The sequence below is a fragment of the Actinopolymorpha singaporensis genome (assembly GCF_900104745.1).
In the GTDB taxonomy this organism is placed as follows: Bacteria; Actinomycetota; Actinomycetes; order Propionibacteriales; family Actinopolymorphaceae; genus Actinopolymorpha; species Actinopolymorpha singaporensis.
This window is the reverse complement of sequence record NZ_LT629732.1, coordinates 2,997,934-3,015,620: the sequence shown is the minus strand read 5'-3', so window position 1 is coordinate 3,015,620 and position 17,687 is coordinate 2,997,934. Positions and strand designations below refer to the sequence as shown.

Annotated in this window: 15 protein-coding genes; 4 read left to right on the top strand and 11 right to left on the bottom strand. The window is 72.9% G+C overall.

The window, feature by feature from the left end; all coding sequences use genetic code 11:
- Window positions 1-240: 240 nt before the first annotated feature.
- Both BLU27_RS13760 and BLU27_RS13755 read left to right on the top strand, forming a co-directional pair.
- Window positions 241-1,557, top strand: coding sequence for a class I SAM-dependent methyltransferase (locus BLU27_RS13760; RefSeq protein ID WP_092653900.1), 1,317 nt, complete (start codon window positions 241-243; stop codon window positions 1,555-1,557).
- Window positions 1,558-1,725: 168 nt separating this feature from the next.
- A complete protein-coding gene (locus tag BLU27_RS13755; RefSeq protein WP_092653898.1) occupies window positions 1,726-2,106 on the top strand; it encodes a Rid family detoxifying hydrolase in 381 nt (126 codons plus the stop codon).
- 81 nt (window positions 2,107-2,187) lie between these two features.
- Here the strand turns inward: BLU27_RS13755 and BLU27_RS13750 are convergent, their stop codons facing one another.
- The gene (locus BLU27_RS13750) at window positions 2,188-3,885 is read right to left on the bottom strand and encodes a glycoside hydrolase family 3 protein (RefSeq protein WP_157728521.1); all 1,698 of its coding nucleotides are present in this window, start codon (window positions 3,883-3,885) and stop codon (window positions 2,188-2,190) included.
- A gap of 160 nt (window positions 3,886-4,045) precedes the next feature.
- Between BLU27_RS13750 and BLU27_RS13745 the strand changes: the two genes are divergently transcribed.
- The gene (locus BLU27_RS13745; RefSeq protein ID WP_092653894.1) at window positions 4,046-4,459 is read left to right on the top strand and encodes a rhodanese-like domain-containing protein; all 414 of its coding nucleotides are present in this window, start codon (window positions 4,046-4,048) and stop codon (window positions 4,457-4,459) included.
- Window positions 4,460-4,873: 414 nt separating this feature from the next.
- On the opposite strand, the gene BLU27_RS13740 is transcribed toward BLU27_RS13745, so the two are convergent.
- From BLU27_RS13740 to alr, 8 genes are all read right to left on the bottom strand, one after another.
- Entirely contained in the window at window positions 4,874-5,878 is a 1,005-nt protein-coding gene (locus tag BLU27_RS13740) for a formylglycine-generating enzyme family protein (RefSeq protein ID WP_092653892.1), read from the bottom strand.
- A 367-nt stretch (window positions 5,879-6,245) separates the two neighbouring features.
- Window positions 6,246-7,292 carry a tRNA (adenosine(37)-N6)-threonylcarbamoyltransferase complex transferase subunit TsaD gene (gene tsaD, locus BLU27_RS13735; RefSeq protein ID WP_092653890.1) on the bottom strand — a complete coding sequence of 349 codons (1,047 nt, stop codon included), beginning with the start codon at window positions 7,290-7,292 and terminating at the stop codon, window positions 6,246-6,248.
- Between the two features lie 120 nt (window positions 7,293-7,412).
- Window positions 7,413-9,545: an ABC transporter substrate-binding protein gene (locus BLU27_RS13730; RefSeq protein WP_092653888.1), complete on the bottom strand. Its 2,133-nt coding sequence runs from the start codon at window positions 9,543-9,545 to the stop codon at window positions 7,413-7,415.
- 171 nt (window positions 9,546-9,716) lie between these two features.
- Window positions 9,717-10,238: a ribosomal protein S18-alanine N-acetyltransferase gene (gene rimI, locus BLU27_RS13725; protein WP_092653886.1), complete on the bottom strand. Its 522-nt coding sequence runs from the start codon at window positions 10,236-10,238 to the stop codon at window positions 9,717-9,719.
- A complete protein-coding gene (gene tsaB / locus BLU27_RS13720) occupies window positions 10,235-10,894 on the bottom strand; it encodes a tRNA (adenosine(37)-N6)-threonylcarbamoyltransferase complex dimerization subunit type 1 TsaB (protein ID WP_092653884.1) in 660 nt (219 codons plus the stop codon). The genes rimI and tsaB overlap by 4 nt, the downstream gene beginning before the upstream one ends.
- 33 nt (window positions 10,895-10,927) lie before the next feature.
- Window positions 10,928-11,980, bottom strand: a complete 1,053-nt coding sequence (tsaE, locus tag BLU27_RS30875; RefSeq protein ID WP_092653882.1) for a tRNA (adenosine(37)-N6)-threonylcarbamoyltransferase complex ATPase subunit type 1 TsaE — start codon at window positions 11,978-11,980, stop codon at window positions 10,928-10,930.
- 79 nt (window positions 11,981-12,059) lie between these two features.
- Complete coding sequence (locus BLU27_RS13710; protein ID WP_241827955.1) at window positions 12,060-13,301, bottom strand: alpha/beta fold hydrolase; 1,242 nt, start codon at window positions 13,299-13,301, stop codon at window positions 12,060-12,062.
- Complete coding sequence (gene alr, locus BLU27_RS13705; protein WP_092653880.1) at window positions 13,291-14,532, bottom strand: alanine racemase; 1,242 nt, start codon at window positions 14,530-14,532, stop codon at window positions 13,291-13,293. The genes BLU27_RS13710 and alr overlap by 11 nt, the downstream gene beginning before the upstream one ends.
- Window positions 14,533-14,720: 188 nt before the next feature.
- On the opposite strand from alr, the gene BLU27_RS13700 reads away from it, so the two are divergent.
- Entirely contained in the window at window positions 14,721-15,827 is a 1,107-nt protein-coding gene (locus tag BLU27_RS13700; RefSeq protein ID WP_092653878.1) for a P1 family peptidase, read from the top strand.
- A 52-nt stretch (window positions 15,828-15,879) separates the two neighbouring features.
- Here BLU27_RS13700 and BLU27_RS13695 read toward each other — a convergent pair whose 3' ends face one another.
- Window positions 15,880-17,307: an NAD(P)H-hydrate dehydratase gene (locus BLU27_RS13695; protein WP_092653876.1), complete on the bottom strand. Its 1,428-nt coding sequence runs from the start codon at window positions 17,305-17,307 to the stop codon at window positions 15,880-15,882.
- A 9-nt stretch (window positions 17,308-17,316) separates the two neighbouring features.
- Complete coding sequence (locus tag BLU27_RS13690) at window positions 17,317-17,670, bottom strand: holo-ACP synthase (RefSeq protein ID WP_092653874.1); 354 nt, start codon at window positions 17,668-17,670, stop codon at window positions 17,317-17,319.
- Window positions 17,671-17,687 lie beyond the last annotated feature (17 nt).

Below are 17,687 nucleotides of genomic sequence, written 5' to 3'. Positions count from 1 at the left end.
TTGCTGACCTCCCCCTTCACGGGATGTCACGGTGAACACGTGTACGTGAGTTTGTTTTCACCTGTGGAGCGACGCTGGCGAGCCGTCGTCGCGGTGCCGGCCGCCTCGTCGCGGGCTGTTGCTGGCACCCTAAGGTCGAGAGTGCCAATGCCGAATCTATGCGGTTGTTAGCACTCGGTCAACCTGAGTGCCAGGCGGGTCGGAACCGGACCCCGAAAACCGCGACCCGCGGAGGAGCCGATGGACCTCGAGGTGTTCCGGGCACTCCGCGGACCCGCCGGCCAGGGCCTGCTCGCCGACGTGGAGGCGGCCTACGACGAACGGGCCGCGATCGCCCTTGCCACCCGGCTGCGCCGCGACCACCCCGCCGACCTGGTGGCCGCTGCCCTCACCCAGGTCGCTCTGCGCCGTCGGGCCCGGACCAAGTTCGGCCCCGACGCGGACCGGATGTTCTTCACCCGCGACGGACTGGAGCAGGCCACCACGGCCGGCGTCGCGGCGTACCGTGCGGGCCGGATCGCCGCCGTGCTCGGCGCCGAGGGAAGTTCGGCGGGCGTCCACCCGGATCAGGCCGTGGCCGCGCCGGTCGCCGACCTGTGCTGTGGCATCGGCGGAGACCTGCTGGCGCTGGTGCGGGCCGGGCTGGCCGTGACCGGGTTCGACCGGGACCCGCTGACCGCCGAGATCGCCCGCGCGAACCTGGCCGGCCTGGCCGGCCTGGCCGGCCCCGACGTGCCACCCGACTCCCCTGGTCCGCCGGCGCCCGGCCTGCCCGGACGGGTGCACGCCCGGGTCGAGGTGGCCGACGTCACCGACGTGGACCGATCGGTGTACGCCGGGGTGGTGGCCGACCCGGCCAGGCGCTCGGGCCGGGGCAGGGTCTTCGACCCGGCGGACTACTCACCGCCCTGGTCGTTCGTGACCGAGTTGCTCACCGGCACCGCCTGCGTCAAGACCGCACCGATCATCCCGCACTCGCTGGTCCCCGCCCAGGTGGAGGCGGAGTGGATCAGCGAGGGCCGCGAGGTCAAGGAGGCGGCCCTGTGGTCGGGTGCGCTGCGGTCGCGGGCGGAACGCTCCGGCGAACCCGTACGCCGGCGCGCGACCGTGCTCCCTGCGGCGGCCGGGCTCACCGACGCCGACGACCCGGGCGAGGCGCCGGTCAGCGAGCCGCGGGCCTACCTCTACGAACCCGACGGTGCGGTGATCCGCGCCGGGCTGGTGACCGCGGTGGCGCCGCTGGTGGACGGGGCGCTGGTGCACCCGAAGATCGCCTACCTCACCTCCGACCGGCACGTGCCGACACCGTTCGCCACCGCGTACCGCGTCGAGGAGGTGCTGCCGTACGACGTGAAGGCGCTCAAGCGCGCGTTGCGTGCCCGCGACGTCGGGACCCTCACCGTGAAGAAGCGGGGCGTGGACGTGGACCCGGACGTGCTCCGCAAGCGCCTCGCTCCGCGGGGTTCGGCCGCGGCGACGCTGGTGGTGACCAGAACCGCCGCCGGCAGCGTCGCCCTGCTGGTGACGCCGTTGTCGAGCTCGCCGCCACCCGCGTGAAGGCCTACCCCCAACGCCGCGGCGGGCGCACCGGACGCACCCGTTAGTGTCGCTTAGCGGCAGTATTCGGAAGTAACCGTACGCACCGACCCCAGAGGTTCGTACGGCGTACGAAGGCACACGACGGCGGACGCAGCGGCTGCCAGCCGACCGAGCGGAAGGACCACCATGGCCAAGGAAGCGATCAAGACCGACCAGGCGCCCAACCCGGCCGGTGCCTACTCCCAGGGCATCGTGGCCAACGGTTTCCTCTACACGGCGGGCTTCGGCCCGGCCGACCCGAAGACCGGCAAGCTCGTGGAGGGCGGGGTAGCCGAGCAGACCGCGCAGGTGATGCGCAACGTCGCCGCGGTGCTCGCCGAGCGCGGACTCACCTTCGCCGACGTGGTGAAGGCCACCGTGCACCTGGCCGACCTGGCCGACTTCGCGGACTTCAACCGCGTGTACGAGTCGTTCCTCGAGGAGCCCTACCCCGTCCGCACCACGGTGGGGTCCCAGCTGAACAACATCCTGGTGGAGATCGACGTCGTGGCCGCGCTGCGGTCCTGACCTCCGCACCCACCCGCACGAACCTCCGGCCCGCGATCTCACCCGAAGACGCGGGCCGGAGTTCGTTCCGGTGGGGGTTCGCTACCTGCAGTGCTGTGCGGGCAGGTCCCCGACGTGCACCGGAAGCCGGCCGCCGCCGCGTGCCCTGCCGGTGAGCACGTCGACCAGGGCGTGAAACGCTTCCGGCGTACGCCCGTACAACCCGATCCGCGCCTCGGAGGCGGAACTGCGCGCCAGGCCGTACGGCGTGTCCAGGGCGACGACCACCGCGCCGGAGCCCGCCTCACCGCGGCCCAACAGGTGCACGACGTCACCGCCCTCACCTACTGTCAAGCCTGCCTTGCGGGCGGCCTCGGTGAGCCGGGCACGGTCCTCGGACCGGCCACCGACCACGCTGATCCGCTCACCCACCAGGCGACCTTCGCACCTGCCCGACACCACGGTCAGCCCCTTCAGCGAGGCGGCGTAGGAGACGTCCTTCGCCCCGCCGAGCTCGACCTCCGACGGTGTCTTCTGAGCCGTCGACCTGGCGTGCAGCATCAACGCGATGGAGCGCGCGGCAGCCTCGTCAAGACGCGCTTGCGGTAGCCGGCCCGAGCTCAGCGCCGCCATGATCGCGTCGTGCGTCTTCGCCGCACTGGCGGGCAGCAGGAGGACGTCGGCACCGGCGAGCAGGGCGCGTACACCCGCCTCCGCGCTGCCGTACTTGTCGGCCACCCCGGCCATCTCCAGCGCGTCGGTGAACACCGCGCCCTGGAAGCCGAGCTGCTTGCGCAGAACCCCGTCGATCATCGGCTTCGACACCGACGCCGGGGTGCCCGGGTCGACCGCGCGTACGTCGATGTGGGCGACCATGACCGCCGACACGCCGTCCTTGACGGCCGCGGCGAACGGCACCAGGTCACGGCGCTCGAGCGTGGCCAGCGACGCGTGCTGGACCGGCAGGCTGACGTGGCTGTCCGCGGGGACGCTGCCGTGCCCGGGAAAGTGCTTGGGAACGGAGAGGATCCCGGCGTCGGCGTACCCGCGCAGGGAGCCCTTGACGATGGCGGACACCAGGTCGGGGTCGTCACCGGCGGAGCGGCTGGCGATGGTCGGGTCGTCCGGCCCGGTCGTCACGTCGGCGTCCGGCGCGAAGACCATGGTGAACCCGAGCTTGCGCAGCTCCTCCCCGCTGGCCCGGGCCACGCGGCGGGCGAGCAACGGATCGCGGGCGGCGCCGAGCGTCATGTAGGACGGAAACTCCGTCAACGGCTCGGTGACCCTGGCGACCGGCCCACCCTCCTGGTCCACGCCGACCAGCAGCGGCCAGTCGCGGCCCTCGTTGCGGGCCTCCGCGTGCAGGGCAGCGTTGACAGCTTGTACCTGCGCCACCGAGTCGACGTTGTAACCCATCACGATCACGCCGCCGACGTGGTAGCGGCGCAGCGACTCGATTGGCGCCGCTGTCCCCTGGAAGCCGGCCACGATCACCTGGCCGGCCTTCTGGCTGGCCGTCATGCCCGCCACGGTCTGCTGGGCGCGGTGCCACTCCGCCTCGGTCGGCCCCCACGCCAGCGACTTGGAGTCCGATCTCGGCGTGGGCGTCGGCGTGGCGGTGGGCCGGCCCCGGCCGGCCTTGGGCGTCACCTTCTGGTCGCCCCGGGCACCCTGGTTCGCGCTCCCGGCCCGGTCCCGGCCGCCATCGTCACCGGACATCCCGCAGGCGGTGGACATGATCAGCAGGAGCGCGAGCGCGACGGCTCGGGCCGTCCTCGCCCGCCATCGGCGTAGCGGCATCCGATCATGGTGCCAAACCTCCGTAGGGCCCGCGGGCCCGGCCGCCGGCGTTGGGGACTCAGGTGAGTTCGTGGCCACCGTCGATTGTGAGCACCCGGCCGTGCACACGGTTCGCCCGGGGTCCGACATCGGCCGGACCCGGTGCCGGGAGGATGGCCGGATGACGGCGACCCCACCGGCGGCGGAGGAGGTCGACCTCACGGTGGCGCGGGCGCTGTGGGCGGCCGGCGACCCGGTGGTCGACGTACGAAGCCCGCAGGAGTACGCGGCCGGCCACGTCGCAGGCGCGGTGAACGTCCCGCTGGACCGGCTGGCGTTCGTCCTCGGCACCCTGCCGCCCGGCCAGGTGCTGACGGTGTGCTCTCTGGGCAACCGGTCACGGCAGGGTGCGGAGCGGCTGGCCCGCCTCGGTCGCCCGGCGGTCTCCCTGCGCGGCGGCACCAAGGCGTGGGTGGCCGCAGGACTGCCGACGCACACCGGCGCCGACCCTGGCGAACGCGGCCGCGCACGACGCCTGCGCCCGTGGCGACGAGCGTGGTGGCAACGCGGTCGTACGACGGCGGACGGCCGCTGAGCGAGGCACGTGCCGGCCGAGGCGGTTCGTGGGTCCTCACCGGGCCCGAGCTGTCCTACTACGCTCGGCTCATGGTGGCGCTCACCGGCGAGACGGGCAATGCGCGACGCCACCCTCTTCTACCTGACGTACCTGCTGGTCACCGGCGGCGCGGCGGCCGTGGTGCTGGAGCCGAGCGCGCCGCTGATCCCGATCCTGGTGCTGACGCAGGTGCTGAACCCTGCTGCTGCCCCCGCTGGCGTTCATGTACGGCATTTCGCGCGACCGCGACATGATGGGGCCCTACACAGCGGCGCCGGGGGCCGCCGGGCTCTACCTCGCCACCATCGCGTTCATCGCCGCGTGTGTGCTCGGGTTCGGCTGAGCCGGGGCTGCTGGCCGGAGCTCTCTCGGCCCCTCAGCTCGCCGCCCGCTTCAGCGGGGGTGGACGACGCACCGGAACCCGACGTGGCAGGCCGTGGTCGCCGAGTCGCTGGGCTGTCTGGCCGCCGGACGGTACCGCAGACAGAACGTCGCCGAACACAGGTACGAGCCGCCCTTGATCACCCGCACCACGCGGTTTCCGTCCTCGGCGTCGGTGACGGTGGCGGCCTCGGCGTCGGTGCCAGCCTCGGTGCCAGTCTCGGTGCCAGCCTCGGTGTCGGCGGCGGTGCGCTGCCGGGGCAGCGGCGCCCGCCGGTCGAGGGGCCCGGCGAGGGACACGGCGAGAGGCACGCAGACCGCGCTGGCCGCGCGGTCCGGCTCCGGCGCGCGGTAGACGTCGCTCGTCCACTCCCACACGTTGCCGGTGATGTCCAGCAGGCCGTACCCGTTGACGGGAAACCTGCCGATCGGCGACGTTCGCTCGAGCGGGCCGAGCCCGGCATGGCGCCACGGGAAGTCGCCCTGCCAGACGTTGGCCATCAGCCGCCCGTGCGGGCTGAAGTCGTTCCCCCAGGCGTAGACCGCGCCGTCCAGCCCCCCGCGCGCTGCGTACTCCCACTCGCTCTCGGTCGGAAGTTGCTTGCCCGACCAGGTCGCGTACGCCTCGGCGTCCTCGTAGGCGACGTGCGTCACCGGATGGCGTTCGCGGCCGTGCGGGCTGCTGCCGGGGCCTTCGGGCCGGAGCCAGCACGCGCCCGGAACGTACGACCACCAGTTCCGGCAGTCGGACAGGTCCACCGGACCCGGGGTGGGATGGAAGACCAGCGACCCTGGCGTCGCCGGCCTGTATTCCGCACCTGGGCTCCGGCCCGCCCCGAGTTCGCGTTCGGCGACGGTGACGTAGCCGGTGGCCCGGACGAACCGGCGGTACTCCGACACCGTGACCGGATGCTCGTCCATCCAGAAGCCGTCCACCTCGACCGTGCGGACCGGACGCTCCTCGGGGTAGAAGTCGTCGCTGCCCATCGCGAACGTGCCGCCGGGCACCCAGACCATCCTCCTGCCCGGACGGGCTCTGTCCCGGCTCCTGGGCCGGCCCGTGGTGTTTCTCCGGCGCCGGCCACCGGGCTGAATCCCGGGCTGGTCTTCGGGGGCGACGCCGGACCCGGTCGCGGTGCGAGTGGTCATGGCGGCTCCGGTGAGCTGTGACGCTGCTTCTGTCCGCCTCCTATCCGCTCCCCCGCCTCACCAACCGTTCGACCGGAATCCGGCGCCGGGGCCAGGCGCAAGCAGACCTTGACAGCGGCCGCCGACCGGCGGGGCAATCCAGGGCGAACCGAACCATCGCCCCATCCTGTAAGCAAACGTGCGAAAAGGGGAACGCGGGCCGGCAGCGACCGCAGCGACAGCAGCGACAGCGGCGTCAGCCGGCGACTGTCGTGACCGGAAGCGAGGAGTCGGCCACCAGGTCCAACCGGGACGCGGTCCGCCCGCGAGCCAGCATCTGTGCGCCCAGCGCCGCCACCATGGCGCCGTTGTCCGTGCACAGCTTGGGCCTGGGCACCCGCAGCCGGATCCCGGCCGCGGCGCAGCGTTCCTCCGCCATCGCCCGCAACCTGGAGTTGGCAGCGACACCACCGCCGATCAGCAGGTCCTCCACTCCCCTGCTGCGGCAGGCGTCCACCGCCTTGCGGGTGAGCACGTCGCACACCGCCTCCTGGAAGGACGCGGCGACGTCGGCCACCGGCACCGGCTCACCGGCACGCTCCCGGGTCTCCACCCAGCGCGCGACGGCCGTCTTGAGGCCGGAGAAGGAGAAGTCGAACCGGTGCCGCGCAAGGTCACGTTGACTGGTCAGCCCGCGCGGGAACCGGACGTACGCCGAGTCGCCGGCCTTGGCCTCCCGGTCGACGTAGGGGCCACCGGGAAACGGCAGGCCCAGCAGTCTGGCCACCTTGTCGAACGCCTCGCCGGCCGCGTCGTCGACGGTGGAGCCGAGCGGGTCGACGGTGTCGGTGACGTCCTCGACCAGCAGCAGCGAGGAGTGCCCGCCGGACACCAGCAGGGACACGCACGGCTCGGGCAGCGGGCCGTGTTCGAGGGTGTCCACCGCGACGTGGGCGGCCAGGTGGTTGACGCCGTACAGCGGCTTGCCCAGGCCGAGGGCCAGCGCCTTCGCCGCGGCGACGCCGACGAGGAGAGCGCCGGCGAGTCCGGGCCCGCTGGTCACCGAGATCGCGTCCACGTCGGCGAGCCGGACGCCGGCCGTCTCGCAGGCGCGGTCGACCGACGGGATCATCGCCTCCAGGTGCGCACGGCTGGCGACCTCGGGCACCACGCCGCCGAACCTCGCGTGCTCCTCCAGGCTGGAGGCGACCGCGTCGGCAAGCAGGGTGCCGCCCCGGACGATTCCGACACCTGTCTCATCGCACGACGTTTCGATGCCCAGCACCAGTGGTTCGTCGCTCACCCGACCACCTCGGCCCACTCGTCGTTCACGCCACGGCTCACCCAACGCACGACCGCGAGCCTAGCCCGCCGGTGTGGCGGGCCGAGCTCGCGGTCTGCGTTCGTTGCTGTGGTCGTCCGGTCAGATCGTGTGCTGGTCGGGGTTGGTCCAGAACCACGTCTCCGGGTCGTACACCGCCGGGGTGGGATGGATCCAGGGTGCGGCGAACCCGCCCATGGCCAGCTCGTTTCGTGCCGGGACGTTCTTCATGTCCTCGTGCACGAGCAGGATGTACGGCGTGTTCGCCACGACGCCGAGCAGGTACGGGCCGTCGGTGATGTGGATCTTCACCATCTCCCAGACGAGTTGGTGCCGCTTCAGCTCGTCCGGCTCGATCTTGGTCTGGTCGTAGATCTTCCACAACCGGGCGACCGGGCCGCCGGGCTCGGCGTCCATCCGCGGCGGTGTGCGCTTGTACGGGTCGACGTCCAGCTGCTTCTTCTCGTTCGGCCCACCACGCTGGTTGTAGAACTCGCCCTGCAACGGCGCCCAGCGCGAGGACTCCATCGGCACCAGCCACTGCGGGTAGACCAGGCAGTTGGGGCCGTCACCGGTCTCCCACGTGGTGTTGGTCATCAGCTTGCCGAACCGCCACTGGTCACCGAAGCCGTCCGGCGGCACCGGGTTGAGCCGGGTGTCGATCCCGATCGCGTCCCAGTCCTTCTTCAGCAGGTTGTTCTTGTGCAGGTGCTCCGGTGCGGTGTCGGCCTGGTAGTCCAGCCGTACGACGAGCTTGGAGCCGTCCGGCATCTCCCGCTTGCCGTCACCGTCCTTGTCCACCACGCCGATCTCGTCGAGGATCTTCTTGGCCAGCTCGGGGTCGTACTTGATGTAGCTGTCCCGCCACGACTTGTAGACCTTCTTGCCCTCCTCGTTGACGTGGAACTCGATCGCCTTCGGGCTCATCGTCCCGGTGGTGAGCTCGCCGGTGTTGTAGTAGACCGCCTTCTGCACCTCGGCGCGGTTGTAGGCGTGCGAAAGGGCCTGGCGGAACTTCGCGTTCCGGATCAGCTTGCGCATCTTCGGCTCGTAGTAGTCCTGGTTGAAGAACACCAGCGAGCCGCTGCCGTCACCGGCGTCCCACAGGAGCACCTCGAGCTTGGTCTTCGACTGCGCCTGCTTGAGCGAGGAGATGTCGCTGAGGAACAGCGAGGTGAACCCACCGAAGAGGAAGTTCATCTTTCCCTCGACGGCCTGCAGCTTCTGCACCTCGGGGTTCTGGACGACGTTGAAGTTCAGCGTGTCCAGGTAGGGAAGCTGCGCGCCGTCGGGCGAGACGCACCAGTAGTACGGGTTGCGGTCGAAGACGACCCGGCGACCCTCCGAGTACGACTTGCACTTCCAGCCGGTCATCACCGGGCAGTCGGGGTTGCGGATCCAGGCCCGCTTCTGGTCGAACAACCCCTTGTCGGTGGCCCAGTCCTTCCCCACCGACTTGTTGTACTTCGGGTGCCACTGCTTGAGGTAGTGCTTGGGCTCCATCCAGCCCGGCCCGTTCCCGCGCTTGACCCACATCGCCAGCCGGTCGGCGGTCAGCGGAGCGGGCGCGTCGAACTTCATCGAGATGGTCAGTGCGTCCGGCGCCGTCATCGTCATCACGGTGCCCTTGCCCGAACGGGCCTCGTCCGGGGGGACCTCGCTGTGCTGGGTGTTGAGGACCATGTCGTTCCACCAGAACATGATGTCGTCGGTGGACCACGGGTGGCCGTCGGACCACTTCAGGCCCTCGCGGAAGTGCAGCGTCCACTCGCTGGCGTCGGCGTTGGACTCCCACGACTCCACCAGACCCGGGCCGATGTCCTGGCCGTCGTTGAGCCAGCGCAGCAGCGAGTGACCGTACATGAACTCCGCATGGGTGCCGGAGTCGCTGGCGGAGGTGACCGTGCTGATCGCACCGCCGTACTTCCCGGGCTCCAGCCAGTTGTGGGGTACGACGTAGGGCTTCTTGGGCAGCCGTTCCTCGAGCTTGGGCAGCTTGCCGGCCTGCACGAGCTTGGCGAGCTCCGGCGACTCCTTCAGCTTCGCCGGCACCGCGAGCGGCTTGACGCGCGATCCCTTGCGGGCCCGCGAGGTCGGCTTGCCGCCACCCTTCGGGCCGGCGCCACCGTCGGTCTGGTTGTCGCCACCCGAACATCCCGCGAGGACCACGCTGCCGGCCGCGACCGCGGACAGGTGCAGCAGGGCACGGCGGCTCAGGCCGAGTCGGTCGTTCATGGTTCCCTCCCGACCGGCGGTACGCCTCACCAAGAGCCGCCGGCGTCGAACGCACGGCGAAAGCGTGCGAGCAATCGATTTCCGGGATGAACGTAAGAGTCCGCTCCAGGGCCGTCAAGGGATCGGGTCAAGATCGTCCGGGACCGGCAACCTGCGCGTCTCCGACCCGGCCTACTCCCCCAGCGGGGCGAGTCGCAGAACCAGGGCGTCGGCCACACCGTGGTAGTAGCCGCGCCGCCGCGCGATCTGCTCGAAGCCGGTCGCCTCGTACATCGCCAGCGCGGCGGCGTTGTCGTGGCGAACCTCCAGCAACGCTTCGGCGCAACCACGCTCCCGGGCCTCCGCGAGCAGCGCGTCCAGCAGCGCCCGGCCGATCCCCTCCCGGCGGCGGTCCGGTCGTACGGCGATGCGCTGGACGTCGGCCGTGGCCGCGACCGCGAGCAGGGATGCGTACCCCGCGACAGCCGTGTCCCCGCCCGCTGCGGCCCCAGAGATCTCGCCGGGGGGTCCGGATGGGCCGGCAGAGCCGGAGGCGCCGGTGTCCTCGGCGACGAGTACGCACCTGGTGTCCGGCACCCCGGCGAGCTCGCCCTCCAGTGCCTGCTCACCCCAGGCGTCCCGGCCGAAGCAGGCCGTCTCCAGCGCGCGCAACGTCACGAGATCAGCGGTCCGAGCCGGCCGGATGGAGATCACGACGGGACCCGCTCCTCCCGTGCGGTCAGGACGCGCTTGCGGCTGCGGGGCTCGACCGCGTCGGGCCGGCGGAGATACATGGGGGTCGCGGGTACGACCTTCGCCGTGCCCGACGCCACCAGGTCGGCCAGCACCGCGGCATCGGGGTCCACCGGGCCGGCCGCCGTCGGGAACGCCGCCGGGTACAGCACCGCGCCCCGCCCCACCACGGGGTCGGCGGTGGCCAAGGCGTCCGGCCGGTCCACCAGCGGGCCGTCGACGCGGGTGTGCCGGTCGGCGTACCTCCCCCAGTAGACCTCCTTGCGCCGCGCGTCCGTCGCCACGCAGAACGGTCCGGAGTCGACCTCGGCGGCGGCGGCGAGCACGTCGAGCGTGCACACGCCGTGCACCGGGATGTCCAGAACGTGGCCCAACGTCCGGGCCGTCATCAGGCCCACCCGCAGCCCCGTGAACGGGCCGGGGCCGACGCCCACGGCGATGTCGGTCAGGTCGGTCCGGTCGGCACCGGCCTGGTCGAGAACCGACGCGATCCCGGGGGCGAGAAGCTCGCCGTGACGCATGGCGTCCACGACCGTGGACGTCGCCACCGCCGACGTCCCGTCGTGGAGTGCGACCGTGATCGCCGGGGTGGCCGTGTCGAACGCGAGGAGCAGCACGTTGGTCAGGCTAGCCCGGGCCGGCGGCGAAGGTCAGTTCGGGACGGACCTGACGTCGGCCGCGAGCCCTCCGGCGAGCGCGTCGCGCACCGCGACGTCCAGCCAGCGCCGGCCGACCGGGACGACCCGGACCTGCCGGACATCCGCTCGTTCGTCCTCGGCGTCGTCGCCGAACTCGTCGTCGGGTTCGTCGTCGGGTTCGCCCTCGCGCTCGCCCGTGCTTCCGCCCACGACCTCGCCCGTGGATTCCTCCCCGACGGCCCGGCTCACCACGACCTCCAGCCGGTCCTCGGCCAGGCCCTCCGCGAGTCCCTCGCCCCACTCGACCACCGTGACCGCGTCGTCCACGGAGGTGTCCAGGTCGAGGTCGTCGAGTTCGGCCACGCCGCCCAGCCGGTAGGCGTCGACATGCACCAGGGGCGGACCGCCGACCGTCGACGGGTGCGCGCGGGCGATGACGAACGTGGGTGAGGTGACCTGGCCGCGGACGCCCAGGCCGGCGCCGATCCCCTGCGTCAGGGTGGTCTTGCCGGCACCGAGTTCCCCTGTCAGAAGCACCAGGTCACCGGCGCGCAGGATCTTCGCGAGCCGCCGGCCGACCTCCTGGGTGTCCTCGACGCTGCCCGCCGTCACCTCCACCGGCAGTCGCTTGCCCAGGTGGATGTTCGGGCCGTCCCGGCCGGCCTCGAGGTAGCCGCGGTGGCGCCAGAACGTGAGTGTGGCCGGAAGCTCGGCGCGGGCGACCAGACGTACGCCCGCGAGCCCGCGCTCGGCCGCGACCTCCTCCGCGCAACCGACCATCGCGGTGGCCACGCCGCGGTGCTGGAACCTCGGGTGCACCGACACACGGCGCAGGTCGAGCCACCCGTGGTTCTCGGCGAGCAGCATGGCCCCGGCGGCGCGGCCGTCGACCCGGGCCAGCAGCCCGCCGTGGGAACGCACCGCGTCCTCCACCGTCTGCACCGTCTCCCGCAGCGCGGTGCCTGGTGGGTCCAGTGGCGGCCGGGCGCCGAACGCCGCGTGGATGACCCCCACCAGGGCAGCCGCGTCCGTGGGCTTCGCCTCGACGACGTGCAGGTCGGTCACCGTGTGCGCTCCGCTTCGTCTGCTCGTTCGGTCGTTCCGGGTTCAGTCGGTCTTCGTCGGGCCGGTCCTCGTTGGCCGGTCAGCCGGTCTCGTCCACTGGTCGTCCCGTCATCGAACCCGCCGCGACGGCGGCCCGGCCGAGCAGGTCCGCCAGTGCGGCGTTGACCACGTCCGGATGCTCGATCAGGAACATGTGCCCGCTGTCGGACAGCTCGATGTACTCGGCGGCGGGATGCCGCTCGGCGATCTCCCGGCTGTGCTCCACCGGGGTGATCAGGTCGTCGCGGCCGCCCATGACCAGCGTCTCCACGCCGTGCAGCGCCTCCAGCGCGTGGTACTTGTCGTGCTGGGCGAACCCCGGGTAGAAGTCCGCCACCACCTCGATCGGCGTACCCGCGAGCATCTCCGCCACGAACTCCACCCGCGCCCGGGGGACCTTCGAGCCGAAGGAGTAGTGCTTGGTGAGGACGTACGCCACGTCGCTGCCGGCCTTGCGGCCGCGTTCGATCAGGCCCGGCGCCCGCGACATCGCGGCGACCGCGGCCGGCGTCAGCCGGTGCACCAGCCGCCCCACGGGCCCGGGTACGCCGAGCGTCACCGAGTCCAGGCCACCGGCGCTGCTGGCCAGCAGGGCGACACCGACGACCCGGTCGGCGAACAGCTCGGGGTGCTGGTCGGCCAGCGCCAGCACGGACATGCCGCCCATCGAGTGGCCGACGAGCACGAGCGGGCCCTCCGGGGCGAGGGCGGTGACGACCTCGCCGAGGTCCTTGCCGAGCTGGTCGACGTTGCACAGGTCGCTCGGTGAGCGGCCGGAGCGGCCGTGCGACCGCTGGTCGTAGAACACCAGCCGCGCCTCGCCGGCCAACGCCGCGCGCTGGAAGTGCCAGCAGTCGAGGTTGAGGGCGTACCCGTGGCAGAAGACCACGGTGAGCGGGTTCGCCACCCGGGGGCTGGGCTCGTCGATCTCGGCGTACAGCTCCAGGCCGTCAGCGGTCTTGACGATCGTCGGATCGCCGCGCCGGGTGCCGAGCGGGCCGTCGTCGCGCAGGTCGGCCGTGCGGCGCCGGCCCACGACGTAGCGTTCGAGCGCGATCCCGGCCGCCGCGCCGGCCGCCAGCATGCCGGTGGCGGCACCGAGGACGCCGGTCCGGCTCCGGAGCAGCTCGACCATCCGGTCCGCCCCCTCGGCTCTCCCGGGCCGGGCGGCCCTGGCGGCCTTCGCGACCTGGGCGACCCGTGAGACCCGGGTGGCTCGGCCGGCCCTGCCCGCCTGGGCACGGTCGGCAGCGCGGCCGACCCGCTCCACCTCACCTGCCATCCGGCCCTCCCCCGACGTAGTGCCTGGGAACCCGGGCACCGATGCGGGTGACGATCTCCCAGGAGATCGTGCCGGTGGCGTCGGCCCAGTCCTGGGCGGTCGGCTCGCCGGAGGTCCCCGCGCCGAAGAGCACCACCTCGTCCCCGGCGACGGTGGCGACGTCGCCGAGATCGAGAACGAACTGGTCCATGCACACGGTGCCGGCGATCGTACGCCGCCGCCCGCCGGCCCAGACCGGCCCGAGGTTGCTCGCCGCCCGCGGCACCCCGTCGGCGTACCCCAGCGGCACCAGACCGAGCGTGGTCTCGGTGGAGGTGACGTACCGGTGGCCGTACGACACGCCTTCGCCGGCCGGGACGCGTTTGACCAGGGCCAGCCGAGCCCGCACCGACATCGCGGGGACCAGGCCCAACTCGCCCGGCGAGGACACCTCGGGCACCGGGGACAGGCCGTAGACCGCGAGGCCTGGGCGTACGAGGTCGAAGTGGGTGTCGGGCCGGGTGAGCGTCGCCGCGGAGTTGGCGAGGTGGCGTACCTCGGGCCGGACTCCCACCCGCTCGGCGAACGCCACCGCCTCCCGGAACACCGCGAGCTGCCGGTCGACCGAGGGGTGGCCGAGTTCGTCGGCGCAGGCCAGGTGGGACCAGATCCCGGCGACCCGGACGGTGCCCTCCGCCTGCGCGCTGAGCGCCGCGTCGATCAGGGCCGGCCAGTCCTTCGGCCCGGCGCCGCCCCGGTTGAGTCCGCTGTCGATCTTCAGGTGCACCCGCGCCGTGGCGCCGGCGTGCTCGGCCGCCTCGGCGATCTCGTTCAGCTGCCAGGCGGAGTAGGCGGCGACGTCGACGCCGGCGGCCAGCGCCGGCTGCCACCGCTCCCCGGGTGCGGCCAGCCAGGACAGGATCCGCGGCGCGGTCAGCCCGGCCGCTCTCAGGGCCAGCGCCTCCTCGATCGTGGCCACGCCCAGCCAGCCGGCGCCGCCGTCGACCGCGGCCCGGGCCGCCGGGACCAGGCCGTGGCCGTAGCCGTCGGCCTTGACCACGGCCAGCACGGCCGCGTCGCCGACCCGGCCGCGGATCGCCTCGACGTTGGCGCGGATGGCGGCAAGGTCGACTCGCGCCTCGGCGCGGGTGGAGGGGTCGCCGTGCTCGGGGACGGCGGCGCGTGCGGCGGTGCTGTCCGCGCCCTTCCGACCCGCGGCGACGCGGCGTGAGTGCGTTCGACCTGTGTCCATCCTTCTGCCCGTTCGATCTGCTCCGCGGGTTCGGCGAACCGCGTTCATGACGGCTCCAGTGTTCCAGGCCCCACTCCCAAGGTCCGTTCAGGCAGGGCCGCAACGCTTGTCCGCGCCTACCGGGGGCCGGACGCGCCGTTCGGAACGGTTGGATCCACCCGGGACCAACCCCTCTAAGCTCCACGCTTGTGGACGAAGAGCAGAACGCGGGCGGGCCGGTCAATCCGTACGGCGCCCTGACCGACGTGCCGGGCGTACTGGTGGGCCAGGTCGAGCGCGTGGGTGGCGGCTGGCTGACCGGCGTCACGGCGGTGATCCCGCCCAACGGGACCATCGGTGCGGTCGACGTACGCGGCGGTGGGCCCGGTACGCACGAGACCGACGCGCTGGCGCCCGGGACGCTGGTCGACACCGTGGACGCTGTGACGCTGGCCGGCGGGAGTTCGTTCGGGCTGGCCGCCGCCACCGGCGTGCAGCGCTGGTGCGAGGAGCAGGGGCGCGGCGTCGCCATCGGCCCGGAGGCCGTGGTGCCGGTGGTGCCGGCCGCGATCGTCTTCGACCTCGGCAAGGGCGGCGACCTCCACAACCGCCCGGACGCCGACCTCGGCTACGCCGCGGCCGCCGAGGCCGCCGACGGCGCGGTCCGCACCGGCTGCGTCGGAGCGGGTGCAGGCGCGTCGTTCAGCCTCCCCCGGCTCAAGGGCGGCGTGGGTACGGCAAGTGTCCGGCTCCCCGGCGGCATCGTGGTCGGTGCGCTGGTGGTGGCCAACGCCTACGGTTCGCCGTGCCTGGACGACACGGGTGCGCTGCTGGCCGCGCAGTACGTCACCGACGAGGCGTTGCGGCCGGGAGTTCCGTCGCCCACGGAGCACGCCCGGGTGCAGGCCGGCCCGACGACCGTGGCAGGGGGTTCGGGCGAGCAGCCGGACGTCCTGAACACCACCCTCGCCGTCGTGGCCACGAACGCCCGGCTCACCCACCCGCAGACGCAGCGGATGGCCGCGGCGGCACACGACGGACTGGCCCGGTCGGTCCGGCCGGTGCACACCCTGGTCGACGGGGACTCGATCTTCGCCCTGGCCACGGGAACGACCGACGCGGTCGCGGCCGCACCGGTGTCCTGGCCCGGCGCCGCCGAGATCGGTGGCGTGGCCGCGGTGCAGGCCGCCGCCGCCGACGCGGTGACGCTGGCGATGGTGGACGCGGTCCTCGCCGCGACGCACGTACGGACGCCGGCCGTGGACCTGCCGGGCTACCTCGACCGCTATCCGTCCGCGCGCCCGCCCGGGCGCTGAGGCGGGTCGAGCCAAGGCGCCTGCCGAACGCCGTCCGGCAGCCGAGCAGACCCTAGGTTCCCTCGGCTGCCCGGACGTAGCGGTAGGCGTCCGGCAGTGCGGCGGCGATGTCCTCGGCGACGATCGGCCCGCCGCGCGAGGCGAGGACGCCGGCCGTCTCGTGCAGGAAGCAGCCCACGCTGCCCGCGTCCAGCGGCGAAAGCCCGCCGGCCAGCAGTGCACCGCAGATGCCGGACAGCACGTCGCCGGACCCGGCGGTCGCCACCCAGGGCGTACCCACCGAGTTGACCCGGACGCGGCCGTTCGGCGACGCCACCACCGTCGTCGCGCCCTTGAGCAGCACGGTGGCGTTCCAGCGGTCGGCGGCCTCGCACGCGTAGTGCAGCCGGCGGGCGGTGACGTTCGAACGCTCCACCTCCAGCATCCGGGCCAGCTCGCCCTCGTGGGGAGTGAGCAGCACCTCGCCCTCGCACCGCGCGAGCACGTGGCGCAGCCCGTCGGCGTCGACGAGCACGGGTACGTCGTCGGCCAGCGCGCGGGCGACGTCCTCGGCGCGTTCGGGCGCGTCGCCGAGACCGGACCCGACCACCCAGGCCTGCACCCGGCCCTCGCCCGCGACCACCTCGGGCCAGCGCGCGCGAACGAGCCGGGCGGGCTCGTCCGGCCCGACGTAGCGGACCATGCCGAGCGGCCCGCCCAGGGCGCCGCTGACCGCGAGCACCGCCGCGCCGGTGTACTGGTCGGAGCCGGCCACCACGCCGAGTACGCCGCGGGTGTACTTGTGCGAGGTCCGGTCCGGCGCCGGCAGCAGGGCGGCGACATCGGAGGCCTGCAGCGACTCCACCACCGGATCCGGGAGGTACGGGCCGAGCCCGATGTCGACCAGGTGCACCACTCCGGCGGCGGAGGCACCCGGATCGACGAGCAGGCCCACCTTGTGGGTGCCGAACGTCACCGTCACCGCGGCGCGGACGTGCGGCTCGGGCGTCTCGCCGGTGTCCACGTCGATGCCGGACGGTACGTCGACCGCGACCACGGGCACGTCGTACCGCTCGACCAGCTCCATGACGGCGGCGGCCTCCGGTCGCAGGCCGGGCTTGCCCCCGATGCCGACGATGCCGTCGAGCACCAGGTCGGCACGGGCCACGGCGTCCTCGCGTTCGTCCTCGGGCACGACGTGACCACCCGCCGAGCGCAGCGCGGCCAGGCCACCGGCGTGCGCCTTGCCGGGGTCCAGCAGGATCGCGGCCACCCGGGCGCCGCGCCGGGCAAGCCGGGCTCCGGCGTACAGCGCGTCGCCGCCGTTCGCGCCCGATCCCGCCACGATCACGACGTCGGCGCCGTAGGCGCCGCCCAGGAAGTCCACACAGGCGGTGGCCAGCCCGGTGGCGGCACGGTCCATCAACGTGCCGTCGGGAACGGTCGCCATCAGCGCGGCCTCGGCGGCCCGGATCTGGACGACGGAGTGCGCGGTCCGCATCGGCTGCCGTCAACCCCTCTCGAGTACGACGACCGCCGACGCGATCCCGGCGTCGTGCGACATGGACAGGTGCATGGAGGTCACGCCCAGCTTCTCGGTCTGCCGGGCGACCGTGCCCCGGACCTCCAGCCAGGGCCGGCCGTCTCCGTCGGTGATCACCTCGGCGTCGTGCCAGCGCATGCCGACGGGGGCACCGAGCGCCTTGGCCAGCGCCTCCTTCGCCGCGAACCGGGCGGCCAGGCCCGCGATCGGCCGGGTCCGCTCGTCGTCGGTGAACAGCCGAGTGCGTAGTCCGGGTGTACGGTCCAGCGTCGCCTCGAATCGCTCGACGTCGACCACGTCGATTCCCAGCCCGACGATCATCCCTCCATCCTTGCGCA